We start from the raw sequence: 26,988 nt of genomic DNA, 5'->3' as shown, positions 1-26,988 counted from the left end.
TTGTATCAGTTTACAGGAAGCGGCGCTTAAAGAAGTATAGCTAAAGAACATCAATCGCTATATCTACAGAGCATACATTTCACTCAATCACTCAATCAAAATTAAGGCTCTCCACGTGGAACATCCTGTGCTACAGCGGGAAGAAGTATGGAATGATGAGCGAGGCGAGCAGCCAGAGCAGCAGGTTGAGCGGGGTGCCCACTTTCAGAAAATCATAGAAGCGGTAGTTGCCCGGGCCGTAGATCATGGTGTTGGTTTGGTAGCCCATCGGGGTCATGAAGCTGAGGGAGGCAGCATAGGCCACTGCCATAATAAAAGGGCGCTCGTTTACGCCCATCTCCTGGGCCGTAACAATGGCAATGGGTGCCAGCAAAGCCGCCGTAGCATTGTTCGACATAAAGTTTGTCGTTATGAAGGTAGCGAAGAAGAACACGGAAAGGAGCGCGTGCGGGCCGTAAGCCCCTACCCCAAGTATAAGATAGTCAGCCAGCAGGCGGGCAGCGCCGGTTTTCTCCAGCGCCGCCCCCATCGACAGCACACCGCCCAGCATAAAAATCACTTTCCAGTCAATGGCCTCGTATGCTTCGTCCAGCCGGATGCAGCCGAACACCACCAACAGCACCACCCCTACCACCGCACTCAGCACAATAGGCACCAGGCCCGTAGCTGCTGACAACACGATGCCTACGCTTATCAGCAGCACCGGAATGATCTTGCCGTAGTTAAAGCTGCTGCGCGCGGTTTGGGAAATAAGGAGGATGTCGTCGTTCTGACGCAGCTTTTCGGCCTGCTCAGGGTTTGCGGAAATCAGCAGCACGTCGCCGGCCGAGAGCTTGACGTGGGCCAGCTTGTCGTGCACAATCTCGTCGCGGTGGCGAATGGCCAGCACCGAGGCGCCGTAGTTATAGGCCCGAAAGTTTAGCTCTTTCAGCGACTTGCCTTCCATGTAGGAGTTGGGCGTAACAATGGCTTCATACAGCATGCTGTTGTACAGGCTCATGTCCTCGTCCCGGAACTTGCGCTCCGACTTTAGCTTTACCCCCTGCTCCTCCTTTAGCTTTTTCAGCTTCTCTACGCCTATTAGTACCTTCAGCACATCGTTGGCCCTCAGCATGAGCGAGGGAAAGACCTGCAGTCTTTCTTTATCCCGTGTTACCTGCATCACTTCTATGTCCAGGTCGCGCACCAGGTTCGACTGCTGCAGGGGCACTCCCACCATCGGCGAGCCCGGCAGCAGCACGATCTCCGTGAGGTAATCACCAAGGCCAAACTCTTCAGAGAGGTTATCCGGCACTTTGCGGTCGGGCAGCATGTGGCGGCCCACCAAGAACATGTATGTTATGCCTGCCAACAGAAAAACAATCCCGGCAGGCAGAAACTCAAACATTTGCAAAGGCTCCACCCCTTGTGTCTGCGCAATGCCGCTTACCAGGATGTTGGTTGAGGTACCGATTAACGTGCAGACGCCGCCCAGCAAAGCCCCAAAGCTCAGCGGCATCAGCAGCTTGGAGGGGCTTACGCGTATATCCTTGCCTACCTGGATCACCACAGGCATCAGCAGGGCCACCACAGCCGTGTCGTTTATGAAAGCGGAAAGGCTACCGGAAATGAGCATCAGGGCCAACAGGCACAGAAGATAGCTCCTGCGGCCCACACGGGTAAGGCCTGTGCCGATGCTGTTTAAGGCCCCTGACTTAAATATAGCTGAGCTGATGATAAACATGGCCGCCACGGTAACGGTAGCCGGGTTGCTAAAACCAGCCAAGCCCTCGGCAGGGGTCAGCACGCCGGTAACCATAAACAGCACCATGGTAAGTATGGCAACCGTGTCAATAGAGAGCCGCTCGGTTACAAAGAGTATAACCGCCAAGAGGATAATTCCCAACGCAATGCCGATCTCCACGGTCATGGGCCAAAGTACTACAAGTGAGGCGCACCAGGCATGCCGCAAAGCACTCACATGCACAGGTTTGGGTACTATAAACTTATTTTAGGGGTGCGCGGTTACAGTAGCGTTAAGCTTCTTTTTGGCGGTGCGGGCCACACTACATGCTGAAGTAAGGGGGTTAGGCTTAAAGATTAAGCCAAGCTTCTGCTTCGGAGACTGAGGCAAAGCGCTCACACCGGAAGTGCCCGTGCCCCAGCATATCTTCTACCTGCAACGTGGCAATATGGTCAATCGGGAAGACGCAAGCGGCTTTTCCCAGGCTCGCCTCTTTCAGGAGTTTATGCGCCTCCGCCTGCATATCTGCCACCGCCGGAGGGTGCGTGATGAGTGTGCGCATGTCCAGAAGAAGTGTGAAACCAGGATTGACAAGTATAAGCGCCTTTTTCAGATCCGAAAGATAACCAGGCACATCGTTCCTGTTTTTCCAGAAACCGTAGATCCCGATGTATAGCCTGTTTTTACCGGAATCGAACCGTAGCTCGTAGTGCTGGTTTTTGGAGACCAAGGCTACGGCAGACTGTTTTTCGGTATCTTTATCTGGGTTGTGCATAGAGGCTTTCTTACTTACGCAGTATCAGCCTCTTCCGACTTATACTATAGGAGGTTAAAATTATGTTAAAAAGGAAGAATTGCAGCTTCGGAAAAGACTATGCTGCTTAACAGGGAGCGCTAGGGCGGCGAATTTACATTGCCAGCACTCCCCCCAACTCATGTATAACGCCATTTTTAGCCTCAATATCAGTCCGTTGGAGCGGGACGCCGTTTATCAGGGTTTGCCCGCCTTTACGGTAAACGGTAATTGGGCTGCCGCAAACGGCCTTTATGGTCTGGCCTTCTTTAAGGTCTTTTTTTAGGTACTCGCCACGCAAAACATGCACCGATAGTATGGAGCGCAGCTGTTCCGGCGACTCCTGTTTTAAAGCCTGAAGCGCACTCTCGGGGGGAGCTAGCAGTGTAACCGGCTGGTTTCCGGACAAAAGCGGAGCAAAACCAGCTTTCGTGACGAGCCCGGCCAGTGTGGGACGTTCCTTCACCAGATACTCCATAATGGTAGAGTTTTCCTGTGCCATCCCCTCCTGCGCCCATGCCGCAAGCAGTGCAAGCAAAAGCACAAATCTAATGCAGGTATACTTATGCAGAAATCTCATGTGTTATGGGTAATGTATGGCTTTTATATACGTAGCCACTCTCATAACAGCTAAAATATCGGCAAACTAATCAATCGGCAAAAGTACAATTTAAGGCTGGCTTATACTTTAGAACATGCGCCAGCTGGCAATCTGCTGGAAGAAGTTCGGCAGGGCGCTCGGCACCAGCACCAGGCTCAGCACAAATCCATACAAGGCCCCGTAAAAGTGCGCGTCGTGGTTGATGTTATCGCCCATGCGCTTGCCCGAGAAGTAGGAGTACATCATGTACAGGATGCCAAAGATAAAGCCTGGCAGGCACAAAAAGGCAAAAAGGCAGATATCCAGCGTCGGGAAGAACAGGATGCTGGAGAACACAATGCTGGCTACCCCGCCTGAGGCACCTAGCGCGCGGTAAGGCGGGTCGTTGCGGTGCTTAAAGTAAGTTGGGATGTCTGACACAATGATGCCGCCCAGGTACACCAGCAAGTATAAAAGTATGCCCGCGGTAGGCCCGTAAGTTGACTTAAAGACATACTCCACCACATCACCGAAGAAATACAGCGTGAACATGTTAAACAGCAGGTGCGCAAAGTCGGCATGCAGGAAGCCGGAGGTAAGAAAGCGGTACCAGGAGTTGTCGCGCTGCACGGCATAAGGCTGGAAGATCCATTTGTGCATGATGTCCTGGTTTTGCCAGGCGTACCACGAAAGGCCAACGGTAATAATAATCAGAATGACGGTAACGCTCATTTTTAGGAGTTAGAGAGTTAAGGAGTTTGAGAGTTTAGGAGTTAGAACGATAAAATACCGTTCTAACTCTCTGTTGTTTTATGTGCAGCTTTATACTGTGTGCCTGTTGATGATGCCGTTATGGAATGCCAGCGGGTACAGAACTCTGCCTTACACCTGCCGACTAACAATTTAACAATACATCAATTTAACAATTAAGAATCCCTTTCCATCAGTTGCATGGCCAGGCCGCGGATGGTGCTTTTGCGCTCCTCCGGCAATTGTATGGCATCCAGGTGATGCAGGGCTTTCTTAAAGTATAGATCGATCTGCTGCTCGGTCTGGTGGCGGATGTTAAGTTGGTCATATACCTCGGTCACGGCACGTACTTTTTCCTCGGCTATACTTTCGTCGGTTTTATCGCGCCAGCCGGTGATGGTTTGCCGCTGCTGCTCGTCTGCCTGCTCCAGCGCCGTCAGCATCAGAAAGGTCTTCTTGTCCGATAGAATATCGCCGCCCACCTGTTTGCCAAACTTGGCCTTGTCGCCGTACACGTCCAGTAAATCGTCGCGCAACTGAAACGCTATGCCGATGTTATCGCCGAAGGCTTTCAGGTGCTCGGCGTCGGTTTTTGGTGCGCCCTGCAAAATGGCACCCAGCTCCAGGCTAAAACCCAGCAGAATCGCCGTTTTCAGCGTAATCATGTGGATGTACTCGTGGATGCTGACCTGCTCGCGGCGCTCAAAATTCATGTCCAGCTGCTGGCCTTCGCATACTTCGGCGGCCGTGCGACTGAACAGGCGCAGCACCAGGGCCAGCTTATCCGGCTCCACACCCAGCAGCAGCTCGTAGGCACGCACCAGCATCACATCGCCGCTAAGTATGGCGGTGTTGGCATCCCACTTCTCGTGCACGGTTTGCTGCCCGCGACGCAGCGGGGCGCGGTCCATGATGTCGTCGTGCATGAGCGTGAAGTTGTGGAAAACCTCCACCGCCGCCGCCGGCAAAAGGGCATGGTCCACTTCCTCACCAAACATTTTGGCACTCAGCAGCACCAGCATCGGCCGTATTCTTTTGCCGCCGAGGGCCATAATATAGCGGATCGGCTCGTAAAGCTCCTTCGGGTTTTCACCATAGCGGAGCGTGGACAAAGTATGGTTTATCTTTTCAGACAGGGTGTTGATATCCACAGGGTATCTTAATGTTGTTTTAGTGTCTCTACCAGGTCCAGATCGATGGTACGGTCGGCCAAGTTGGCGCTTTTCACCTCTACCAGCACCTCATCGCCAAACGAGATGATACGCTTGGTCTGGCGGCCGATGATGCGGTAGTTGTCGGCATCCAGCTCGTAATAATCGTCGTTGATGTCGGCCAGGCGTACCATGCCTTCGCACTTGTTCTCCTCGATCTCCACAAATATACCCCATTCTGTGACACCGGAAACTATACCCTTGTACTGATTTCCAATAGTATCCTTCATAAACTCCACCTGCTTATACTTGATAGAGGCACGCTCGGCGTCGGCAGCGCGTTTCTCCATTTCGGAAGAGTGCTTGCAGCGCTCCTCAAACTCGTCTTTTTCGGCAGAGTTGCCGCCGTCCAGGTAATGCTGCAGCAGGCGGTGCGCCATCATATCCGGGTAGCGGCGAATAGGTGAGGTAAAGTGCGAGTAGTGGTCGAATGCCAGGCCGAAGTGCCCTTCCGGCTCAGTGCTATACTTGGCCTTGGCCATCGTGCGGATCGCCAGGTTCTGCAGCACGCTCTGCTCCGGCTTGCCCTCTATCTCGGAGGTCAGGTGGTTCAGCTCTTCCGAGATATCGGCATCCACATCCACCTTATAGCCAAACTTGCGGGCAAACAGCGAGAAAGTGCTCAGCTTATCGGGATCCGGTTGGCCGTGGGTACGGTATACCATGGTCGGGCGCTTTTTGCCTTTGCCCAGGTTGTACACGAACTCCGCCACGCGCTTGTTGGCCAGCAGCATGAACTCCTCGATCAGCTTATGGGCATCCTTGCGCTCTTTCACGTAGATATACAGCGGTCTGCCGTCCTCATCCAGCTTAAACTTCACCTCCACCGTCTCAAATGAGATGGCGCCGTTTTTAAAGCGTTTGGCCTGCAGCTTCTTGGCAATGCTGTTCAGGATGTTGATCTCCTCTGCAAAGTCGCCCTCACCGGTCTCGATGCGCTCCTGCGCCTCCTCGTAGCTAAAGCGACGGTCGGAGTAGATGATGGTGCGGCCGTACCAGGTGTCGTACAGTTTGCCGTTCTCGTCCAGCTCAAACACCACCGAAAAGGTCAGCTTCTCCTCGTTTGGTCTCAGCGAGCAAAGCCCGTTGGAAAGGCGCTCCGGCAGCATCGGGATGGTCCTGTCTACCAGGTACACGGATGTGGCGCGGTGATAGGCCTCTTTCTCCAGTATACTTCGCGGGTGCACGTAGTGCGTTACGTCGGCAATGTGCACGCCGATCTCCCAGTTGCCGTTCTCCAGTTTCTGGATGGACAGGGCATCGTCGAAGTCTTTGGCGTCGGCAGGGTCTATGGTGAAGGTGGTGACGTCGCGGAAGTCGCGGCGCTTGGCAATCTCACCGGCAGGTATTTTATCAGAGATAGACTCGGCCTCTTCCTCCACCGCCTCCGGGAACTCGAACGGCAGGCCAAATTCGGCCATGATGGAGTGAATCTCCGCCTCGTGCTCTCCGGCAGGTCCGAACACGCGGATCACTTCGCCCGTCGGGTTTTTGCCCGGCTTGTCCGGCCACTCGATAATGCGCACCAGCACCTTGTCACCCGACTCAGCCTCGCCCAGGTGGCGCTCGCCTACAAACACATCAAAATAGGTACGTTTAAAATCGGGCACCACAAAACCGAAGTTCTTGGATAGCTCCATCAAACCCACCAGCTCGGTACGGGTGCGCTCCAGCACCTCTACCACTACGCCCTCCTGGCGGCCGCCGCGCACAGATGGCAGCACCTCTACCTTCACCAGGTCGCCGTCCATGGCATACTGCAGGTGCTCGGTATACACGCGGATGTCCTCCTCGCGCTCCTCCGACACAATATAGGCATACTTGCTGTTGGCCAGATCCACGCGCCCCGTCACTATCTCCACCTTCAGGTTCATCATGTACTTGTCGTCGTCGACGGCCAGCAGTTTGTTCTCGCGCACCAGCGCCTTTACCAGGTTCTGCACCTGCTCGCGGCCATGCTTGTCGGTAACGCCTAAACGGCGGGTAACCTGGTGCATGGTAAACACGGTATCGGGGCTGTTAGAGAAAACTTCCAGAACGATGGCTTTGGCTGATTTTGGCGCGCCCTTGCGGTTAGAGGGCTCTTTGCGGGCATAAGCCTCGCGGGCTGTTTCTTTTTTATTAGATGAGTCGCCGCCTCTTCTGCGGGAGCGGCCCCTGTCGTTGCGGCTCTCTTTGTCTTTGCCGCCTTTGTTGTCTTTTTTACTTCTCATGTATCTTCATCAATATGGGGGCAGCCAATAGGGCCGCCACTGCCATTTACAATCTTTAGCCTAAATGGTTTAGACTTTCTATACGCCGCTTCCGGCTCTTTGGCTAAAGTGATCTGCTATTCGGGGTAAGTTATATAGAATTTTCTATATAAACGGCTTGGAGCGACATTTAGGCGCCGGAACCTGGCGGTGCTTATACTTCCAGTGAGGTCTCCCAGCCATCGTACTCGCCGTGGTGGCGCTGCGCCAGGCGCTGCAGGTACAGCACAGCCTTGTCTATGCTGAGCTGGTTTAGCTTATCGGTGCGGTTGATGTGCAGGCGGTACGGGTAATCCTGCGAGGAGGCCAGAAAATCGCTGGTGACCACGGCATAGTTTTCCTTGGATATGCTTTCCAGAAAAGCCTCTCTGTCTTCCTTGGTCTTAAAGTATAGCCAATGGTCTACCTGCCGCTCTTTGCTCAGGTCGTCGCCGTTGCTCTCCAACTCCTCCAGCACCTTGCGGTTTTTTATACTTTGCAACTGCTCCGGCTCCGGGTACAGGAAGTTAAAATAGCGGCTCCAGGAAGCATCTTTTACCACTTTGTGGGAGTACTCGTGGTTGCTGTAGTTTTGCATGACCTGCTGGATGTGCTCGGCGTAGCCGTTGGGCTCGCTCAGGTAAAAATATACTTTGCGGTAGCCGTTAGAGGTAAGGCGGCCAGCATAAGTAGCCTGGCAGGTGCTGCGCAGCATTTCTTCCAGGTCATCCTCCAGGCTCTGCAGCACAATGGTTTCCTGCAAAGACGAAAGGCCGTCTGGCCGGGGGTTAGACATTTTTACTGCCACCTGCAGCAGGTGCGGCTTTTCAGTTATAGGCGCTACGCTGGCAAGGCCCAGGTCTACCGCAATAGAGCCGGGCTTGTTATCTATGCTTCTGAAATGAAACTCCCAATCCGGTTCATGGTTTGTTTGGTCCATAGTTTACAAGCTTTAAGTGCTATCTACCAGGGTTTTCAGGATTGTGCTGTCAGCCGCCCGCGTAGCTTACCCGCTCCTGCAGGGCTTTCCTTTGCTGTTGCGCGGCAGCTATGTCTTCGGGCTCACCTCTCGGAATTGCACTGATTAAGGTACGCGTATACTCCTGCTGCGGTTGGCTAAAGAGCTGTTCGGGTGTGCCGCTTTCCACAATCCTGCCTCCTTGCATCACTAATATACGGTCCGACATATATTTTGCTACAGATAAGTCGTGGGTAATAAAGAGATAGCTGAGGCCAAACTCCTCTTTAAGCTTGTTCAGCAGGTTTAGCACCTGCGCCTGCACCGACACATCCAATGCCGACACCGCCTCATCGCAGATGAGGCACTGCGGCTGCACGGCCAGCGCCCTTGCCAGGCAAACCCGCTGCTGCTGCCCCCCCGAAAGCTCGTGTGGATAACGGTGCAGCATGGCCGTACTTAAGCCCACTTTATCAAGCAGTTCCAAAACTTTTGTACGGCGTTCTTTGCCGCCCGAGTGCAGGTTATGCACTTGCATCGGCTCCAAAATAGACTCGCCCACTGTGTGCATCGGGTTAAGCGAGGCGTGCGGGTCCTGGAAAACCATTTGCAGGTGCCGGCGGCTCCGGCGCAGTTCCTCAGCGTTTAGGTTCGTAAAGTCGTGGCCGTTGAAGAGCACCTGGCCCTGGCTAGGCTCCAGCAGCCGCAGTATGGCACGGCCCAACGTGGTTTTGCCGCAGCCAGACTCTCCTACTAAGCCGATGGTTTCGCCGGCCTTCAGCTCAAAGCTCACTCCGTCCACTGCCTTTACATAGCCCGCAGTTCTGGACCAGAAGCCTTTCCGCACCGGAAAGTATACTTTCAGGTTATTTACCTGCAGCAGCGGTGGCTGGTTTTGCTTTTCTGGCTGATGCTTTATACCTGCCATACCCGTTAAGGGTGTGTAGTGGATGTAATCTTCAACCTCAGAAACATTGCCTTGGGCATCCTCCTGCATAAAGTCGGCAACAACAGGCAGCCTAAGCTCCCGGCTTATAGATAAAGATGGCCGGCAAGCCAGCAGACCTTTGGTGTAAGGGTGCTGCGGGTTTGTGAAGATATCCATCACGCTGCCCTGTTCTACCAACTTCCCTTTGTACATCACCAGGATGCGGTCAGCTATTTCGGCTACTACGCTCAGGTCGTGGGTAATAAAAAGCACGGATGTTCTCTCCTTCACCCGCAGTTCATCTATCAGCTGCAGCACCCGTGCCTGCACCGTTACATCCAGGGCGGTGGTGGGCTCATCGGCAATAAGCAGGGCAGGCTTGCAGGCCATGGCCATGGCAATCATCACGCGCTGCTTCTGCCCTCCCGAAATCTCATGTGGATAAGCCTCAAAAACCTGGATGGGGTTTGGCAGCTTTGCCTGCTCAAAAAGCTGCAGAACGCGCTCTTTAGCCTCTTTTTTAGAAAGATGAGTATGCAGCAACAGCACCTCCGCCACCTGTTTTCCACAAGTATAAACCGGGTTCAGCGACGACATCGGGTCCTGGAAAACCATACTTAGCTCGCTGCCCCTGATCTGCTGCAACTGCTTCTCTGGCAGCTGCAGCAGATCAACCTCGCCACACTTCTCTGACTGGAAGATAGCTTCTCCTGCTGTTGCTGCATCCGCGTCCTCTATCAGCCGCATCAACGAGAGCGCCGTTACCGATTTACCCGAGCCCGACTCGCCTACAATCGCCACTGCCTCTCCCGGATATACCTCAAAGGAAATGCCGTCCACGGCTTTGGTGGTGCTGTGGCTAGTGGAGAATGTTGTCTCCAGATCTCTGACCTGAAGTATGGGCGTGGTAGTAGGCAAGGGTGAAAGTATGAATTAGGCTTTTGGTAAAAGTATGAATTTTGAGGAGAAGGTGGCGTTTTGTTCCCTTAGAGTGAAGAAATCATACCCCAATCCCTTTCAAAGAGGGACTTTTTGCTACTATTGCTTATCCAGCCACATCAGTGAAGCGCAAAAAACAACTAAAGTTAATATCATGAAATAGAAAGACAGTTTATAGCCTCTGGTATATTCTTCCGGATATAAATCTATAGTTGATAGCTCTTGGAAAGACAAAGTGAATTTGTGGATGATAAAGCCGCTCAAAGCCCATGCAATAGCGAATATTCCTAGAAAGTACATTGGATCATCTATATTCGGCACCGGCACACCAAGTATAAAGCTAGCCCATTCAAACTTTAACCACAACCAAAATAGGCCTAGTAAGCCAAAGAAATTTTTAGTCTGGAATGCACTGAACCAGTGATCATACCTCCGCCTGTAGTACAAGTATAAGGCGGCTATCATCAGGTCGAGTTTATTCAGGTCCTTTATCATCCTGCTAAAGATAACCAGCGCCAGGCAAAACAAAAAGGCTGCCCCACCTGGAGCAGCCTTCTGCATTATACTTTATCCTTTGAATTACAACCCCTGCTGCTCTGCAATTTTGTGCTTCGGCTCTTCGTGGTGGCCAAAAAAGCGCTTCTGGTTGAACAGGATGAGCAGCACACCGATGAAGATGGCGGAGTCCGCTACGTTGAAGATCGGCCACAGCGACATAGGCTTGCCTCCGAAGATCGGAATCCAGTTCGGCACGATGCCCTCCCAGATATCGACATAGAACATATCGATCACCTGCCCATGAAACCACGGCGTAGTCGCGCCATACGGGGCATTATCGAACCACACGCCATAGAAGGTGCTATCCACCAGGTTGCCGATGGCACCGCCCAGAATGAGTGCAATGCACCAGACCAGGCCTTTGGGCGCGTGGTGCTTTACCAGGTAGGACAGGTAGTAGCCAATGCCAAACATGGCTACCAGGCGGAACAGCGTCAGTATAAGTTTTCCATAATCAGAGCCCAGCTCCACACCGAAAGCCATCCCCGGGTTCAGGGTATAGTGCAGCTTCAGCCAGTCTCCTATCAAATGGATTTCACCGGGCAGGCCCATTTCCATGTTGTAATGCACGATCAGCTTCACAGCCTGATCAATGAGTATCACGGCAAGAGCAACCAGGTAGTATTTTCCGTATTTCATTTTTTAAGTTTTGGGCAGCTGCAAACGCAGGTTGATTGAGAGCTTACAGCTGCAATATACTTCTTGAAAGTATAAAAGCACCAGGATGAACATAAGTTTCCCGGTGCTTCATACTTTAAATCATCGCTCTTTCTTCCGTGTCGATCTGAATCAGCACTTTATAATCGTCTATGTCGAGGATTGTGGCGCTATCCAACGCGGGCACCACCTGCAGGCTCAGGGCCTGTGTTTCGGCGCAGATATAGTTGCTGTAGTTGGCCACCGCTGCGTTTACCTCTGGCACCGAATGCTGCATGGCAATGCGGATTTTGTCCTGCACCTCCAGGTTAGAGTCTTTGCGCAGGTTCTGGATGCGGTTCACCAGGTCGCGGGCGATGCCCTCCTGCTTCAGTTCCTCCGTCAGGGTAATATCCAGCGCCACGGTCAGTTTTCCTTCGCTGGCCACCAGCCAACCCGGGATGTCCTCTGAAGAAATCTCCACGTCGTCCGGCGTCAGCACGGCCGTCTCTTCCTCGTTCAGCATCACCTCAAAGCCGCCTTCTCTTTCAAGATGCGCGATATCGTTCTGGTCCATACGCTGCACGGCGGCGGCCACTAGCTTCATCTTCGGCCCGAATACCTGGCCTAGCTTCTTAAAGTTAGGCTTGATCTTCTTCACCAAGATGCCGGACGTGTCGTCGATGTATTCGATCGTCTTCACGTTCACCTCGCTCAGGATCAGGTCAGCCACGGCGTCGATCTGCGCGCGCATCTTTTGGTTCAGCACCGGGATCAGGATGCGCTGCAACGGCTGGCGCACCTTGATCATCTCCTTCTTGCGCAGCGAGTGCACCAGCGAGGAAATAGTCTGGGCCAGCTGCATACGCTCCTCCAGGTCTTTGTCGATGTCCTGGTGGTTCACCTCCGGATAGTAGGCCAGGTGCACCGACTCCTCCTTATGCTTACCACTCACGCCGTTCAGGTCGCGGTACAGCTGCTCGGTGTAGAACGGCGCAATCGGTGCGGCCAGCTTCGCGACCACTTCCAGGCAAGTATAAAGTGTCTGGTAAGCGGCGACCTTATCGGTATTGTACTCGCCTTTCCAGAAACGCTTGCGGTTGAGGCGCACGTACCAGTTGCTCAGGTCGTCCACCACAAAATCTTGGATGGCGCGGGCGGCGCGGGTTGGGTCATACTCCTCGTAATAGCTGTCCACGTCCTGGATCAGGGTATTCAGCTTAGAGATGATCCAGCGGTCCGATTCGGTGCGCTGCGCCATCGGCACATCCGCCTCCGAGTAGGTAAAGTTATCGAGGTTGGCGTAGAGGGCGAAGAACGAGTAGGTATTCTGCAATGTCCCAAAGAAACGGCGCTGCGTCTCCACTACCCCGTCCGGGTTAAATTTCAGGTTATCCCAAGGCGGCGCATTGGCGATCATGTACCAGCGCACGGCATCCGGGCCATAGGTACCGATCATCTCGAACGGGTCGATGGCGTTGCCGAGGCGCTTGCTCATCTTGTTGCCATTTTTGTCCAGCACCAGGCCGTTGGCGATCACGTTTTTATAGGCCACGCTGTCCTCCAGCATCACCGCCAGCGCATGCAGCGTAAAGAACCAGCCGCGTGTCTGGTCCACTCCCTCGGCGATGAAGTCGGCAGGGAAGTTTTTCTCAAACATTTCCTCGTTCTCCAGCGGGTAGTGCCACTGTGCATAAGGCATGGCGCCCGAGTCGAACCACACGTCGATAAGGTCTGGCTCTCTGTACATTGGCTTGCCGGAGTCGCTCAATAGCACCACGTTGTCCACATACGGGCGGTGCAGGTCTTTCACCTCCACAGAGGCATCCATCACACCGGCACTCACGGCTCTTTCGATCTCATCGTTTAGCTGCGCGATGGAGCCGATGCAGATCTCTTCCTCGCCGTCCTCTGTTCTCCAGATTGGCAGCGGCGTGCCCCAATAGCGCGAGCGCGAGAGGTTCCAGTCCACCAGGTTCTCCAGCCAGTTGCCGAAACGGCCTGTGCCCGTAGACTCCGGTTTCCAGTTGATGGTCTTGTTCAGCTCGATCAATCTATCTTTAACAGCAGTGGTTTTGATAAACCAGCTATCCAGCGGGTAATACAGCACCGGCATATCGGTACGCCAGCAGTGCGGATAGGTGTGCTCGTACTTCTCTACCTTAAAGGCCTTCCCTTCTTCCTTCAGCTTGATGGCGATCTTAACGTCGGTAGGCTTGTAGTCGGCGGCAGACTCGTCTTCTTTGGCGTAGTTCTTCACGTACATGCCTGCAAAGTCGGTGATCTCCTTCACGAAGCGGCCTTGTCTATCTACAATTGGGGAAGGCTTGCCGTTCTCGTCCATTACCAGCAGCGCCGGGATGTCGTTCTGCGCGGCTACGCGGGCGTCATCGGCACCAAAGGTCGGCGAGATGTGCACGATACCGGTACCGTCCTCCGTGGTCACGTAATCGCCGATGATCACGCGGAAGGCTGGCTTGTCTGGCTGCACGTAGGGCATCAGCTGGTGATATTCCACGCCATTCAGGTCAGCGCCCGTGAACTCCTCCACTACTTTGTAAGGGATCAGCTTATCGCCGGAGCTGTAGTCTGTCAGAGCCAAGTCTGCGGCCTTCGGGTTGAAGTAGCGGCTTACCAGGTCCTTGGCCAATATAACCGAGATCGGCTCGTACGTATAAGGATTGTACGTGCGTACTTTTACATACTTGATGTTCTTGCCCACAGCCAGGCCGGTGTTGGCAGGCAGCGTCCAAGGCGTGGTCGTCCAGGCCAGGAAATATACTTTCTCCTCCTCATGCTCAAACAGGAACATATTGCGGGTGATCTTCTTCACCTCGAACTGCGCCACGATAGTGGTATCCTTCACCATTTTGTAGCAACCAGGCTGGTTGAGCTCGTGCGAGCTAAGGCCGGTGCCGGCAGCCGGAGAAAATGGCTGGATGGTATAGCCTTTATATAAGTAGCCTTTGTCGTACAGCTTTTTCAGCAGCGCCCAGCAAGACTCGATGTACTCATCTTCGAACGTGATGTAGGGGTTATTCAGGTCTACCCAGTAGCCCATCTGCTCGGTCAGGGTATCCCACTGGTTCTTGAAGCGCATCACCGTTTCGCGGCAGCGCTGGTTATACTCCTCTACCGTTATCTTCTTGCCGATATCCTCTTTCGTGATGCCCAGCTCTTTCTCTACCTGCAGCTCCACCGGAAGGCCGTGGGTGTCCCAGCCGCCTTTGCGGTTTACCTGGAAGCCTTTCAGGGTCTTATAGCGGCAGAAAATATCCTTTACAGCGCGGGCCATGACGTGGTGAATGCCCGGCGTACCGTTGGCTGAAGGCGGACCTTCGTAAAACACGAACGGCGTGTTGCCCTCGCGGGTAGCCACCGATCTCTCAAAGATGTTGTTCTGCTTCCAAAACTCCAGTACATCCTCGCCTACCTTGGCGTAGTTCAGGTTTTTATACTCGTTGTACTTTACCATTTTCTGGTTTATTGTCTTCCTCAAGATTTACTTCTTCCTCTAATCTCAACTTTAGCTGGCTCAGGTCTAGTTCCTCGTCCTCGTGCTCCAGGTAGAACTCGTCGTAGTGCTCTATCAGGGCATACGGGTCGCGCTCATACTTGCCGCTATCGAAGCTCATCAGCAAAGTTGGCAATATAATCAGGTTTGTGAATAATGCAATCAGCAAACTCACCGACATCAGCACGCCCAGCGCCTTGGTGCCGCCAAACTCCGAGAAGGCGAAGATCACGAATCCGAAGAACAGGATCACCGAGGTATAGATCATACTGGTGCCTGCCTCTGTTAAACTCGTAGTGATGGCCCGCCCCACGTTAAAGCCGTTCGAGAGCAACTCACTTCTATACTTGGCTAGGAAGTGAATAGAGTCGTCGATGGCGATGCCGAGGGCAATGCTGAAGATAAGCGCCGTGCTTGGCTTTAACGGGATGTTGAAAAAGCCCATCAGGCCACCGGCTATCACCAGCGGTATCATGTTCGGGATCAGGGAGCTGATCACTACCCTTGCCGACTTAAACAACAGCGCGATCACAATAGTTACCAACACAAAGGCAAGTATGAGGCTGGAGCGCAGGTTGTTGATCAGGTATTCGTTGCCTTTGATGAACAGCAGCGTCGTGCCCGTCAGGCTCACCGTGGTCTGGGCGCCGGAGTCGTCGCGGGTGAAGGTCATGGTGTTGCCTTCCTCTGTCTCGGTTATACCCTCGCCGCCGTAGATCTCGCGCAGCTGTGGCTTGATTTTGTTGATGAGCAGGGTATCCAGTTCCCTGGAGCCGGCATCGGCTACTTTTAGGGAGATGCGGGCGCGCTGGCCGGTGCTGTCCACGAAGGCGCGGAGCAGCCTCTGGCTTGCCTCGTTTTTCTCCCGGGCCAGGTAACTAAAGATAAAGTTGCGCTCGGTGTTGTCGGGCAGGCGGTAGGAGCTCGGGTCGCCGCCGTAAAAGGCCTGCGTGGCCGTCTTCACCAAACCAACCACCGAGATCGGCGCGGAAAGTATGGGTTGCGTGCGCAGGAAGTCCTCCAGCTCGTTCAGCTTCTTCAGGTTCGGCAAGCGCATCACGCCCTGCTTTATGCCTGTGTCCACGATGATCTCCAGCGGCATTACCCCGTTAAAGTGGTTCTCGAAGAAAGCCAGGTCGGCATTCACGCTACTCTCCTCCGGCAGGTCATCCACCATGTAGGACACCGTCTTCACTTTATAGATACCCAGCAGCGACACGCCCACCGCCAAAATGGTGAAGAAGTATACCAGGTGGCGCTTGCGGTGCACGATGTAATCGAAAAACTCAAGCAGCTTGTTCAGCGGGCGCGCATCAAGGTGGCGCAGCTGGCGCGGACTTGGCGGCGGCAGGTACGAGAACACCACCGGTATCAGCACCATGCTGATAATAAACGTGACGAAGATGTTAATGCCGGCCACCACACCGAACTCATAAAGTATGGCCACGTGCGTAAACGTGAACACGATAAAGCCAATGGCCGTGGTGGTGTTCGTGACCAGGTTTACCACGCCTATTTTGCTGATGACGCGCGAAAGCGCCAGTATTTTGTTGCCGTGCTTGCGGTAGTCGTAGTGGTAGCGCGTGAGCAGGTAGGTAGAGTTCGGGATGCCGATGACGACAAGTATGGCCGGGATAAGCCCCGTTAGCAGCGAGATCTTAAAGCCCAGCAGCGCAATCGTTCCCATTACCCATACCACCACCATACTTATTACCAGCAGCGGGAAGATAACGGCGTAGAACGAGCGGAAGAAGATGAACAGCGTGACGCCGGTAACCAGCAGGGCCAACAGCAGGAACAGTTTCATCTCGGAAGCCACCTTGGTCGTCATAACGGCCCTCACGAAAGGCAGGCCAGCGTAGTGCAGCTTTATTCCTGTGGCTTTAGAGAAGGCGTCCGTTTGTGCCGTGATGTTATCCATCACCTCCACCCGACGGGCGGAGTTGAGATAGGCCGGATCTACGGTAATGGCCAGCAGCGTAGCCCCTGTTTTATGGTTGATGATCTGCCCGTCGTAGAAGCCCTGGTTGCGCACCACCTGCACCAGGCTGTCGAGCTGGGGCTGCGTTTGGGGCATGGGCGAGAAAATAGCCGCTGTGGTGAACTTGCGCTCGGCGGTGTCTTTTACCACCTGCACCAGGTTAGGCAACGAGATCACGGCTTTCACCCCCTCTACCTCTTTCAGCTGGCGCGACAGCTTATCCAGTTCCAGGAAGTTCTGGAGCTTGTATACTTTGTTATCCTGCATGCCCACCACCAGCACGTTGCCATCCTCGCCAAAGGTGCGTTTAAAGCGCTGGAAGTACTGCATGTCCACGTCGTCCTGCGATACGACGTTGGCAAAATCGTAAGACATTTCTGCGTCTTTGGCCTTGTAGGCCATAAAAGCAGTAAGCAAAGCTAAGACAATGATCAGCCTCAGCCTGTTCTTGATAATAAAAATGGCAATCTTATTCCACATGATCCGGCTACAATTCGGCAAAGGTATGGAATTTTGCGCACCCATGTGGGCTGAAAAGTATAAAGCTGCGGTAAAACAAGTATGGCTAAGTGTTTCAAGGGCAGCAGCCTTAGCCGTTTTTCCCTTCCTCCCACTGCCTCCTCAGCCTCGCCCTCTCGATAATTCCTGTGGATAAAAAGTCCTTTTTATGCCTTATTTATACTTACAGGCTCTTTTTATACTTTATTTTCAACAGCATGGACGCCTACATTTAGCCGCTTTCTATCGCTGCTTCTCCTTTGTTTTTAACCGCTTTCGCCAGCGGCAGGAACAGCTTTTATACTTTGCCTTCCACAACCTTTACTTCTGCTTTTATGGAAAAAAACATCAAGTATAGTTTAAAACTTATTTTACATAATTAATAAACTCAATGACAAATTAGCACTCTCTACGGATGCTGTTATCAAGACTGAAGCTATTTATGATAGTATGTTCTTCTACAACTTAGGCTGTATTAAAAACAAAATCCCCAACCACCTTGCGGTAATTGGGGACTGACAGGTATGCGTGATGCTACTTTTATAGGCGATCAATCCACTCTTTTATTTCATGTTTCGTTTTGCCTATTTTCTTCTGCATACGGCCTAGCCACTCATCCTGCTGACCTTCGTCGTAAGTCAGGTCATCGTCGGTTAAGTCGCCGTACTGCTGCTTCATCTTGCCCTTCAACTCGTTCCAGTTGCCGCGGGCTCTATATTCTGATTCTCTCATAGTTTTATCGCTTAATGTATACTTCGTTAAACGATTGGCAGCAGGCGGTGGTTGTGTGGCTTCTATAACCGGTTGAGAAAACAAAAAGCCGAAGGCGCTGCTGCACCCCCGGCTTTTCTATACTTTATACTTTATACTTAAGCCAGCTGCTCAAAAATGCTTTTGAAGCTAACGGCTTTGTTGATGTAGCTGTGCAGTTCGCTGATTGGCATACGCACCTGCTCGCGGGTGTCGCGGTCGCGCACGGTAACGGTGTTGTCCTCCAGCGTCTGGTGATCCACGGCGATACAGAACGGGGTACCGATCAGGTCCTGGCGGGTGTAACGCTTGCCGATGCTGTCGCGCTCCTCGTAGATCATGTTGAAGTCATACTTCAGCTCTTCGAAGATCTCGTTCGCTTTCTCCGGCAGGCCGTCTTTTTTGGTCAGCGGAAGTATAGCGGCTTTTACCGGGGCCAGCGCCGGGTGCAGCTTCAGGAAAGTACGGCTCTTCGTGCTGTCTCCCTCGGTGATCTCCTCCTCGGTATAGGCGCTGCAAAGCACCATCAGGAACAGGCGGTCTGCCCCTACGGACGTCTCGATCACGTATGGCACGTAATTGCCGTATGGCTTGCCTTCCTCGTTCAGGTCGTTGTCGAAGTACTGCAGTTTTTTGCGGCTCAGCTCCTGGTGCTGCGTCAGGTCGAAGTCGGTGCGGGAGTGGATACCCTCTACCTCTTTAAAGCCGAACGGGAACTCAAACTCTATGTCCAGGGCGGCGTTGGCGTAGTGAGCCAGTTTTTCGTGGTTGTGGAAACGCAGCTTGTCAGTCGGCACACCGATAGCCTCGTGCCACTTGCGGCGGGTGTCTCTCCACTGCTCGTACCACTCCATCTCGGTGCCAGGGCGCACGAAAAACTGCATCTCCATCTGCTCAAACTCGCGCATACGGAAGATGAACTGGCGCGCCACGATCTCATTCCGGAAGGCTTTACCGATCTGCGCGATACCGAAAGGCACCTTCATACGGCCGGTCTTCTGCACGTTCAGGAAGTTCACGAAGATACCCTGTGCCGTTTCCGGGCGCAGGTAAATGGTGGTGGCGTCCTCAGCCACGGAGCCTACCTGCGTCGAGAACATCAGGTTAAACTGACGCACCTCTGTCCAGTTGGCAGTGCCGGAGATCGGGCATTTGATGTCTTCACGGATGATGAGCTCGCGCACCCCGTCCAGGTCCTCGGCTCCGAGCAGCTTGCCCATCTCCACCAAAAGCTCGCTGGCTTTTTCGTAGTGGCCGTCTTTCTCATACTGCGCTGCTTTGTCTTCTATCAGCACATCGGCACGGTAGCGCTTCTTCGAGTCCTTGTTATCGATCATCGGGTCGTTGAAGCTGTCCACGTGGCCGGAGGCCTTCCAAACCAGCGGGTGCATGAAGATGGCAGCGTCCAGGCCCACCACGTTCTGGTTCAGCTGGGTCATGCTCTTCCACCACAGGTTCTTGATGTTGTTCTTCAGCTCCACGCCCATCTGGCCGTAGTCGTACACGGCTTGCAGGCCATCATAGATCTCGCTTGACGGGAATATAAAGCCATACTCCTTCGCGTGCGAGATGATATCTTTCAGTTGAGCGTTCTCTACAGGTGTTTTTTCTTGTGTCGCCATGCCGCAAATATACTTCTTTCGTGTTTGATTATGCTATGCTCTAAGGTACAGTTTTTCCGGACTTTCTGCCGCATTTTCGTTTTTAGGCGTGGCCGCCTGGTGTATGCGCCGGTACTGTGTTAACAATAACTTAACATTAGGCAGAAAAACTTAATCTATAATTAAAGTAACTTTGCCCCGATTTATCTTTATTCATAATCTTAACTAATGGCTAAAGTCAAAAAAGGAAAGAAACATGTAGTGGCCCCTGCCGCGCCTTATAAGTTCAGGAAACGCTACAGCACCCTTGACATTGTTATCCGTAAGGAGAAAAAATTCCTTTATTTTATTGCCTTCGCGCTCATTCTTGCCGGCTTAATCTACCCTTACGCTTCTATCGCCATGTGGGTAGGCTTTGCTTTTGCCGGCTACTCCGCCATCGCCAACGACAGCATCCAGACCATCGGCACGTTCATCGTTTCCAACGAAGATAAGAAATGGTACTGGCAGTGGCTGTTCATGGGCTCCATCTTCCTGGGCACCGTGTTCTATAGCTGGTATGTTTTCGATGGTGACGTAACCTACCAACGCCTGGCCTCCAAAGGCTTTGATCAAACCATCGACAACTTTGTGTACCTGCAGCTGGCGGCCCCTATCATCCTCTTGCTGCTAACCCGCATGCGCATACCGGTTTCTACTACGTTCATGCTGCTGAGCGTGTTCACGGTTAGCTCCGGCGCCATTATCAGCATGGTATCTAAAAGTTTGATGGGCTATGTGGCTGCCTTTGTGGCTGCGTTTATCATCTATATCGTGCTCAGCAAGGTTATCAAGAAGATGATCAAAGGCAAAGCGCACGATGCCTGGGTGATTGCACAATGGGTTATCAGCGGCTTTTTGTGGCACACCTGGCTGGCGCAGGACCTGGCCAACGTTGCAGTATATCTGCCGCGCCAACTGGGTATGTGGGAGTTTGCTGCCTTCGCCGGATTCATCTTCGTGGGCCTTGGCTTCCTGTTCTATAACAAAGGCGATAAGATTCAGGGGATCATCAACGAGAAATCTGAAGTGCGCGACGTCCGCAGCGCCACTATTATCGACCTAGTTTACTCCATTATACTTTACTACTTTAAAGAGGTAAATAACATCCCGATGAGTACGACCTGGGTATTCGTTGGTTTGCTTGCCGGCCGTGAGTTAGGTATGCGCCTACGCGCCCACGACTCTCCGGTTAAGTTCGCCAAGACTTTCAACCTGATCGGTAAGGACATTGCCTCTGTGACCGTCGGTCTGATCATCTCAGTTATCCTGGCCATCGCCATCAACCCGGTTATCCAGGAGGAGCTGATCAACTTCTTCTTCAATTAAGATTTCCATTTTCAAAAGTATAAGCCCGGCAGCAATGTCGGGCTTTTTTGTTGTGATGCGGCTGTGGATTACTGGCAGAAGTATAAAGTTTATTTTATGCCTTCAAAGCTGCTCCTGCGCCTTTTTGGCTATACTTATCCACGGGGTGGGTGCTGGTTTATACTTAGCGTGTGGCACAAAAAAGCCCCGGCTAACTTATAGCCGGGGCTCCTGTTATGCTTTTATACGTGTTATTTCTCTGGCCAAACTACTTCCAGGTCATCGTTAATGAATACCCCGAAGTTCACGGCAATCAGCTGGTCTTCGTCAAAGTATAAATCGATCATCTCCTTCTCGAAAGAAATGCGGGTTTCGCCTGTCTCGGCTTCCTCTTCCTCTGGGTTGGTGATGTTGTGGTCGGCGAAAAGCTGCAGGATCTGCTCGCGGCTCATCTCAAATACGCGCTCCCCAAAGATCTGTACCTCGCGGTTAGCGGTTTCGATGCAGCTCAGGCGGTAGTCGTCCTCTTTGTCGAAGTAGAGTGAGTAACCTTCCTCCCAGTAGTTCCAGGCCTGATGCTCAAACTCGTCCTCCTCATCAGACTCTTCTACTTCTTCTGGCTCCCCAATCAGTTCCTCTACCTCGTCCATTGTCAGGCCAAACTTGATCTTACCAAGCCCTTTGCCCAACCTGATGTCTTTATTGATCATGTTCAATAGTGATTTTTATATGTGCAAAGATACGTTTTTTACCTTTCGTTGGGTTTTACTTTTTATTTTGATGCGGCTCTTCGTGCAGATTTCTGAACTCCTCCATCAGCTGTTTATACTTTCCGTTCTCCTTCGCCTGCTCCCATTTGGCTTTAAATATCGCCGCTGATTCTGCTTTCACGGGATCTGGGTCCAGGGGCAGCTGCGGGCGGCCATGGGAGCCGCTCTGGCCTTTTTTATCGTCCGGCACGGGGCCTTTATACTTTTGGCCGGTGCGGTGGTTGGCGTAGCGCCTGCTGCGGGTATAGCCCATCTGCAGGAACTTTCGGGCCATGTCTGCGCCTACAAAATCGTTTTGCTGCAGGTACTCCAAAAACAAAGTATAAATCTTCTCGCTCGACTCCCGCGCCACCTCCGGATTCTTGAAGCGCCAGTGCGGCAGTATTTCTGATTTATACGGCTCCACGAGCAGTACCCCCTGCTCTCCTTTGCCTATCCTGTACAGCTCCGGCCGCTGCCTGAAATCTATCTTTTTAAAGTCGAGGTCATAGTTAAATGTCTTCTTCTTCGGATGCTGCGCCATAGATGTTTATACTTTTAACCGGCACCGTCTGGTGAAGCGGGTACTGCTCTGGGTACATCACAATAAAGCTGTTGTCTTTGTAATCCCGCGACAGCACGCGCGGCACATAGTCCAGGTTGCTGTTGTAAGAGATCGTGCCTTTCCTTGCCGAGATCACAATCACCAGGTCATCTTTCTTAAGCTCCGATTTCATGGTGGCAAACTCGCTGAGGTTAGAGTAGGGGCTATACTCCGCCTCTATGTTTGGCTTGGCTTCTTTTACGGCGCTTCTCACTTTGTTCAAGGTTCTTTTTCTGCCCCTGAACACCACCGGCGCCCCCAGTTGCTGCGACAACAGTTTCACGCTTCTTATCCAGCGCACGAAGCCTCTTTCCAGTTCTGCGTTGGTTGGGGCAATCACCACAATGCGGCTTGTTGTATTCAGCGGCTGAATGATCTTGCACACCAGGATCATCTCGTTTGTGTTGTCCAGGAGGCTGTCCAGTACGCCACCAAAGATCCTGTCGCGCGTCGTAATCTTGGCGTTCCAGCCCAGCACCACTTCGGTAATCATCAGCTCTTTAATGGCTCTTAGTATTCCGCTGGCCACATTCACGTCTATCTTCGAAACCAGCTGCACGTTATTGTCTGTAGAAGAGGCGTGGGTGATGGCCTCCTGCAGCATCTCGTTTTTCTTGTAGATCTCTTCCTCGGCGTGCTCGTTGTCTATCACCACGGCCAAAGGATATATCGGCTCGTGCTGCTCCGGGTTCTTGAGCATGATGGCCAAGTCGATCAGCCGCTCTATCGTTTTCGGGTTGCCTATCGGTACCAGTATTCTATCCGGCTTGCGGCTAATGTCTGGCTTTCGGCGGCTCTCCATTATGGCCAGCGCTCTTCCTGCTTTTTCTGTAGAGAACGAGCTTACCATACTGGATACCAGGATCAGCACCACAGCTCCGTTCAGCGCGCTCTCTCCTATCAAGCCTATCTCAAAGCCTGCCAAAACTACTGCCAGCGTAGCCGCTGCGTGGGCGCTGCTCAACCCGAATATAAGGTTGCGCTGCAGCACGCTGAACTTAAAGATCTTTTGGGTGAGGTACGCCGCCGCGTACTTTGCCATTGGCGCCAGCACCACTATGGTGCCTGCTATCAGCATGGCATTTGTATCAGTAAACAGCACTTTCAGGTCTACCAGCATGCCTGTACTGATCAGGAAGAACGGGATAAAGATATTGTTTCCGACAAACTCAATCCTGTTCATCAGCGCCGACGTATGCGGTATGAGCGGGTTCAGCGCCAGCCCTGCCAAGAATGCCCCGATAATGGCCTCCATGCCTGCCACCTCCGATAGGAACGCGGCCGCGAAGACTACCGTCAGCACATAAATATACTGTGCGCCTTTCTCTCCCTCCAGCTGCTTAAACATGTAAGACGACAGCTTGGGAAACAGCCAAAGCACCAGCACCACAAACAGCAGCATCTTCGTCACCATAAAGATCCAGAAGGTGGCTCCGGTCTCGCCATGCGTGGAGTTGATGATGATGGCCAGCACAAACAGTACGGCCGTGTCCGTTATCAGCGTGCCGCCAATGGTAAGCGTTACTGCCGCGTTTTTGCTCAGGCCCAGCCTGCTGATGATCGGGTATGCCAGCAGGGTGTGGGGAGCAAACATACTTGCCAAAAGTATGGCTGGCTTTATGTCATAATCGTGCAGGTAGTAAAACACCGCCGTGCCCACTAGCATAGGCAGCAGGAATGTAAGCGTTCCAAACACAACGCTCCTCATCTTATACTTTTTGAAATCGATCATATCGATTTCGAGTCCCGCCTGGAACATGATGTACAGCAGGCCTACTGTTCCGAACAGTACGATGCTCGCATCCCTATCCAGAATGTGCAGCCCGTTCGGCCCTAATATCACGCCCGCCACAATCATACCCACTATGCCGGGTATCCTGAACTTCCCAAGTATAAGAGGTATTACCAGTATTACCAGCAGCACCAGTGTAAAGATCAGTACGGGCTCCTCGAAGGGCGGAGTCAAGTTTACGTTTAGGAGCATAGATTATTTTTTGGTGTCGCTTCTGTTTTTCTTCGTTTAAATATACGCTTTTTCTTCTTGTGTACCTGACCTGTGTAAGCTCCTCATCCCATTTCACAGGCCTGTTTCCCGACCTTTCCACACTTTACAAACCCTAATAATTTTTATAAGATGATTTTTTAAAAAGAATCTTCTTTTGTTTTTATGGCTGTTTATAAGTGGACAACTTTACCCAGCTTTGTGTACTGCCTATAACTTGTGTACATCCATTTCGCTTTTCACCACTTCCACAGCCACCTTGTTAATTTCTTCTGCTTTTGACTCAGAGGCTTAGCTGTGTTTTCCACTTTTTGCCATTTTTTGTGTATTTCTTTTTGAACAGGTAACACAGCAGTGGAAAATAGCTTTGTGTAAGGAAAATTATACACTGCTATCCACTTTTTACCCTCTGTGTAATCTGTTTTTGGGTGTGTAAGATATGTGCGTGTAAGTTATCCCGAGTGTTACCCACCCTTTTCCACATGGTTAGGAACAACTTTGTGGATTACGAAAAAAAATTTCACAGGCTTCGTTTTCACCGATTATTTCTCGTCTGCTTCAGCTTTGTTCTCATCATTTTCTAGATGATCCGGAGCCATCGGTTTAGTGTTAATACTAGGTTCGCTTCTCCTCTCCTTCCTGGTTTGCCTCCTCGCCGCAGTAAGTTTGGCAGCTGTATCCACCTACTTTTTTATATGAGCTTCTTCTATGGCGATTACTTTTTCAGGTGCCATTTCGATATGCTATCTCCTGCCTTTTTATGCTGCAACAGCTTTAGGTCTTCTCAAGCTGGCTCGGCTTTTATATTTTGATGAAGTATGATTCAGGGAGTGGCGCAGCGCTTGCAGTTGGCGTTGGTTGTTTAGGAGGGGCTTCGTTGTTGCAGGTGCGCCGGCAGCTTTGAGAAGGTATGGGCCAGCATCGGTTAATACTTGACTCGGTATTTATAGTCAAGGCACAAAAAAAGGAGAGACCGCAGCCTCTCCTTTTGTATTCAATTTGTTCTTGCTTTAGAATGTTAGATCCAGGTCTTCTACATCCCAGTTGGCTCTTACCTCCACCGTGTTTGGAAGCAGGTATACGGGCTCTGGCGCTTTCTTAAATTCCGGGTCTGCTTTATCCCATTTGCCGTTGTTGTTTTCATCAATCAGCACACGCAGGTAATATGTGCCTGGTGCCACATTTTTGAACCGGTAGGAATTTCCTGGGCCGCTCTCCTTTACTACTTTATACTTGTCGTTTAGTAGCTGGATGGTGTAGGATTTATACTCCGTCTTTATGTCCCCTTTCAGATTACCTGTTCCGCCTCCTTCTGCTATCCCGAGCTGCAGTTGCGGCATCGAGAGCGGCTCTCCCTGCAGGGGCTGTATGGCGGTGCTGTCCAGCACCACGGTTACTTGCTGTTGCTGCCGACCCAGGTTAGGCAGGTTAAAGCGCAGTTCTGTTTTTGTCTCATCCAGCTTTACCTCCTCCGGATACTTCAGTTGCTGCAGTACCACGGTGTCTCCCATCAATGTTATAGGCGAGTTCTTCGTAATCTTTACTGGGGTTTCCAGTTCCAGCGTAACCTCCTGGCCAACGCTGTAGCTGGTCTGTTGGCTGTTCAAAACTTTAAGCGCCGCCCCTTTTATAGTTGCTGGTCGCTTGCCCTCAAACGCTATCTCCAGTGTGTCAGTGCTGATATTGCCCGAGGAGTCCACAGCCGCAAGTATAGTTTTTCCACCGGCAAATTTCTCGGTTTTAAACAGCTGCCTGTCTTTCCCGTCGGCTGATACTTTGCTCATGAGCGTATCTTTGCCTGCCTCTGACACGGCATAAAAATCCTGAATGCCTTCGTTGTAACCGGCAATAAACCTGTCGCTATACTTTTCGCGTTTCAGCAGTATCGGCTTCTTCGTGTCGATCCGTACGGTCTGCAGTTTTACTGTATCGGTGCTGAAGGTAATTATTATCGGCTCTGCCAGGTAGCCTATTTTCTCTTCCTCGTTGTCATAGTAGCTGTTGTTGTTTTTGTCTACCAGCGCATACATGCGGTAGCTTCCTTCGCGCACGTTCTGCAGGCTATAATTCCCTTGTGCATCGGCATTCGTCAGGTAGTACGGGCGGTTTTTCCTGATGCTTAACGTGTCGTCTGTCCTGTACAGCACCACGAGTGCTTCTTTCTCCGGTGTCTGCGTCATCAGGTCCACCACAGTTCCGCTCACCCGGCTTGAGTCGATGTATGAGCCTGTGCTAAAGGACAGCTGTAGGTTCTGCGCCTTGTTCTTTTCAGTGATGTCTGTTATACCTTGCCTGAAGTTGAACGTGAACGTCGTGCTATCCTGCAGCGGCTCTTCGAACTCCAGCGTTAAGGTTCTCTTATCAGGGATCACCTTGTAGGGGTTGTTGATATTTGGGGTGATGAGCAGCTCTTTATTTAAGGTATTCTGCTGAACCTCTTCATCAAACTCCAATACAACCGTCTTCGTTTTCACATTCAGCTGCTGGTCCGCCGGTGTGCTTTTCAACAGCTTTGGAGGTTCCTCATCCCGCGGTCCTCCTTCCGGCGGATTTTGTGTGGCGCAACTGGCCATTGCTGTCAGTGCGGCTGCCGATATCAGTATCTGGATTAGCTTCATGGGTTTTATCTTTAAAT

At 52.1% G+C, this 26,988-nt stretch carries 19 protein-coding genes; 1 reads left to right on the top strand and 18 read right to left on the bottom strand.

Translation table 11 applies throughout. The features are described 5' to 3' along the window. Positions 1-130 precede the first annotated feature (130 nt). The 14 genes from FJM65_RS05975 to FJM65_RS05910 form a co-directional block, all read right to left on the bottom strand. Positions 131-1,909, bottom strand: a complete 1,779-nt coding sequence (locus tag FJM65_RS05975; protein ID WP_140620429.1) for an SLC13 family permease — start codon at positions 1,907-1,909, stop codon at positions 131-133. A 163-nt stretch (positions 1,910-2,072) separates the two neighbouring features. After that, positions 2,073-2,498, bottom strand: a complete 426-nt coding sequence (locus FJM65_RS05970) for a hypothetical protein (protein WP_140620427.1) — start codon at positions 2,496-2,498, stop codon at positions 2,073-2,075. Between the two features lie 133 nt (positions 2,499-2,631). Further along, positions 2,632-3,096 (bottom strand): fasciclin domain-containing protein, encoded by a 465-nt coding sequence (locus tag FJM65_RS05965; protein ID WP_140620425.1) that lies wholly within the window; start codon positions 3,094-3,096, stop codon positions 2,632-2,634. A 108-nt stretch (positions 3,097-3,204) separates the two neighbouring features. Further along, positions 3,205-3,828 (bottom strand): rhomboid family intramembrane serine protease, encoded by a 624-nt coding sequence (locus FJM65_RS05960; RefSeq protein WP_140620423.1) that lies wholly within the window; start codon positions 3,826-3,828, stop codon positions 3,205-3,207. A gap of 194 nt (positions 3,829-4,022) precedes the next feature. Further along, positions 4,023-4,997 (bottom strand): polyprenyl synthetase family protein, encoded by a 975-nt coding sequence (locus FJM65_RS05955; RefSeq protein ID WP_140620421.1) that lies wholly within the window; start codon positions 4,995-4,997, stop codon positions 4,023-4,025. An 8-nt stretch (positions 4,998-5,005) separates the two neighbouring features. After that, positions 5,006-7,270 carry a ribonuclease R gene (rnr, locus tag FJM65_RS05950; RefSeq protein WP_140620419.1) on the bottom strand — a complete coding sequence of 755 codons (2,265 nt, stop codon included), beginning with the start codon at positions 7,268-7,270 and terminating at the stop codon, positions 5,006-5,008. Between the two features lie 193 nt (positions 7,271-7,463). Next, entirely contained in the window at positions 7,464-8,228 is a 765-nt protein-coding gene (locus FJM65_RS05945; protein WP_140620417.1) for a DUF695 domain-containing protein, read from the bottom strand. Positions 8,229-8,277: 49 nt separating this feature from the next. Continuing rightward, positions 8,278-10,092 carry an ABC transporter ATP-binding protein gene (locus FJM65_RS05940; protein ID WP_140620415.1) on the bottom strand — a complete coding sequence of 605 codons (1,815 nt, stop codon included), beginning with the start codon at positions 10,090-10,092 and terminating at the stop codon, positions 8,278-8,280. A gap of 120 nt (positions 10,093-10,212) precedes the next feature. Next, on the bottom strand, positions 10,213-10,674 hold the full coding sequence (locus FJM65_RS05935; protein ID WP_140620413.1) for a hypothetical protein: 462 nt from the start codon (positions 10,672-10,674) through the stop codon (positions 10,213-10,215). Between the two features lie 18 nt (positions 10,675-10,692). Next, entirely contained in the window at positions 10,693-11,310 is a 618-nt protein-coding gene (locus FJM65_RS05930) for a lipoprotein signal peptidase (RefSeq protein ID WP_140620411.1), read from the bottom strand. A 115-nt stretch (positions 11,311-11,425) separates the two neighbouring features. Continuing rightward, the gene (gene ileS / locus FJM65_RS05925; RefSeq protein WP_140620571.1) at positions 11,426-14,782 is read right to left on the bottom strand and encodes an isoleucine--tRNA ligase; all 3,357 of its coding nucleotides are present in this window, start codon (positions 14,780-14,782) and stop codon (positions 11,426-11,428) included. Next, positions 14,760-17,282 carry an efflux RND transporter permease subunit gene (locus tag FJM65_RS05920; protein WP_140620409.1) on the bottom strand — a complete coding sequence of 841 codons (2,523 nt, stop codon included), beginning with the start codon at positions 17,280-17,282 and terminating at the stop codon, positions 14,760-14,762. The genes ileS and FJM65_RS05920 overlap by 23 nt, the downstream gene beginning before the upstream one ends. Before the next feature lie 558 nt (positions 17,283-17,840). Then, positions 17,841-18,032 carry a CsbD family protein gene (locus FJM65_RS05915; RefSeq protein ID WP_140620407.1) on the bottom strand — a complete coding sequence of 64 codons (192 nt, stop codon included), beginning with the start codon at positions 18,030-18,032 and terminating at the stop codon, positions 17,841-17,843. 137 nt (positions 18,033-18,169) lie between these two features. Beyond that, positions 18,170-19,672 (bottom strand): glycine--tRNA ligase, encoded by a 1,503-nt coding sequence (locus tag FJM65_RS05910; protein WP_140620404.1) that lies wholly within the window; start codon positions 19,670-19,672, stop codon positions 18,170-18,172. Between the two features lie 207 nt (positions 19,673-19,879). Between FJM65_RS05910 and FJM65_RS05905 the strand changes: the two genes are divergently transcribed. Next, positions 19,880-21,019: a hypothetical protein gene (locus FJM65_RS05905; RefSeq protein ID WP_140620402.1), complete on the top strand. Its 1,140-nt coding sequence runs from the start codon at positions 19,880-19,882 to the stop codon at positions 21,017-21,019. 230 nt (positions 21,020-21,249) lie between these two features. Here FJM65_RS05905 and FJM65_RS05900 read toward each other — a convergent pair whose 3' ends face one another. The 4 genes from FJM65_RS05900 to FJM65_RS05885 form a co-directional block, all read right to left on the bottom strand. Next, positions 21,250-21,708, bottom strand: coding sequence for a hypothetical protein (locus FJM65_RS05900; RefSeq protein ID WP_140620400.1), 459 nt, complete (start codon positions 21,706-21,708; stop codon positions 21,250-21,252). 55 nt (positions 21,709-21,763) lie between these two features. Then, a complete protein-coding gene (locus FJM65_RS05895; protein WP_140620398.1) occupies positions 21,764-22,291 on the bottom strand; it encodes a DUF4385 domain-containing protein in 528 nt (175 codons plus the stop codon). Then, entirely contained in the window at positions 22,260-24,335 is a 2,076-nt protein-coding gene (locus FJM65_RS05890; protein WP_140620396.1) for a cation:proton antiporter, read from the bottom strand. The genes FJM65_RS05895 and FJM65_RS05890 overlap by 32 nt, the downstream gene beginning before the upstream one ends. 1,028 nt (positions 24,336-25,363) lie before the next feature. Further along, positions 25,364-26,971 (bottom strand): Ig-like domain-containing protein, encoded by a 1,608-nt coding sequence (locus tag FJM65_RS05885; RefSeq protein ID WP_140620394.1) that lies wholly within the window; start codon positions 26,969-26,971, stop codon positions 25,364-25,366. Positions 26,972-26,988 lie beyond the last annotated feature (17 nt).

It is taken from the genome of Pontibacter mangrovi (assembly GCF_006385705.1).
Classification (GTDB): Bacteria; Bacteroidota; Bacteroidia; order Cytophagales; family Hymenobacteraceae; genus Pontibacter; species Pontibacter mangrovi.
This window is presented reverse-complemented; position numbering and strand designations above follow the sequence as displayed.

Bases quoted from the DNA above. Each gene is read 5' to 3' on its own strand.
- FJM65_RS05975 (WP_140620429.1), bottom strand. From the start codon at position 1,909: ATGACCGTGGAGATCGGCATTGCGTTGGGAATTATCCTCTTGGCGGTT.
- FJM65_RS05970 (WP_140620427.1), bottom strand. From the start codon at position 2,498: ATGCACAACCCAGATAAAGATACCGAAAAACAGTCTGCCGTAGCCTTG.
- FJM65_RS05965 (WP_140620425.1), bottom strand. From the start codon at position 3,096: ATGAGATTTCTGCATAAGTATACCTGCATTAGATTTGTGCTTTTGCTT.
- FJM65_RS05960 (WP_140620423.1), bottom strand. From the start codon at position 3,828: ATGAGCGTTACCGTCATTCTGATTATTATTACCGTTGGCCTTTCGTGG.
- rnr (WP_140620419.1), bottom strand. From the start codon at position 7,270: ATGAGAAGTAAAAAAGACAACAAAGGCGGCAAAGACAAAGAGAGCCGC.
- FJM65_RS05945 (WP_140620417.1), bottom strand. From the start codon at position 8,228: ATGGACCAAACAAACCATGAACCGGATTGGGAGTTTCATTTCAGAAGC.
- FJM65_RS05935 (WP_140620413.1), bottom strand. From the start codon at position 10,674: ATGCAGAAGGCTGCTCCAGGTGGGGCAGCCTTTTTGTTTTGCCTGGCG.
- FJM65_RS05930 (WP_140620411.1), bottom strand. From the start codon at position 11,310: ATGAAATACGGAAAATACTACCTGGTTGCTCTTGCCGTGATACTCATT.
- ileS (WP_140620571.1), bottom strand. From the start codon at position 14,782: ATGGTAAAGTACAACGAGTATAAAAACCTGAACTACGCCAAGGTAGGC.
- FJM65_RS05920 (WP_140620409.1), bottom strand. From the start codon at position 17,282: ATGTGGAATAAGATTGCCATTTTTATTATCAAGAACAGGCTGAGGCTG.
- FJM65_RS05915 (WP_140620407.1), bottom strand. From the start codon at position 18,032: ATGAGAGAATCAGAATATAGAGCCCGCGGCAACTGGAACGAGTTGAAG.
- FJM65_RS05910 (WP_140620404.1), bottom strand. From the start codon at position 19,672: ATGGCGACACAAGAAAAAACACCTGTAGAGAACGCTCAACTGAAAGAT.
- FJM65_RS05905 (WP_140620402.1), top strand. From the start codon at position 19,880: ATGGCTAAAGTCAAAAAAGGAAAGAAACATGTAGTGGCCCCTGCCGCG.
- FJM65_RS05900 (WP_140620400.1), bottom strand. From the start codon at position 21,708: ATGATCAATAAAGACATCAGGTTGGGCAAAGGGCTTGGTAAGATCAAG.
- FJM65_RS05895 (WP_140620398.1), bottom strand. From the start codon at position 22,291: ATGGCGCAGCATCCGAAGAAGAAGACATTTAACTATGACCTCGACTTT.
- FJM65_RS05890 (WP_140620396.1), bottom strand. From the start codon at position 24,335: ATGCTCCTAAACGTAAACTTGACTCCGCCCTTCGAGGAGCCCGTACTG.
- FJM65_RS05885 (WP_140620394.1), bottom strand. From the start codon at position 26,971: ATGAAGCTAATCCAGATACTGATATCGGCAGCCGCACTGACAGCAATG.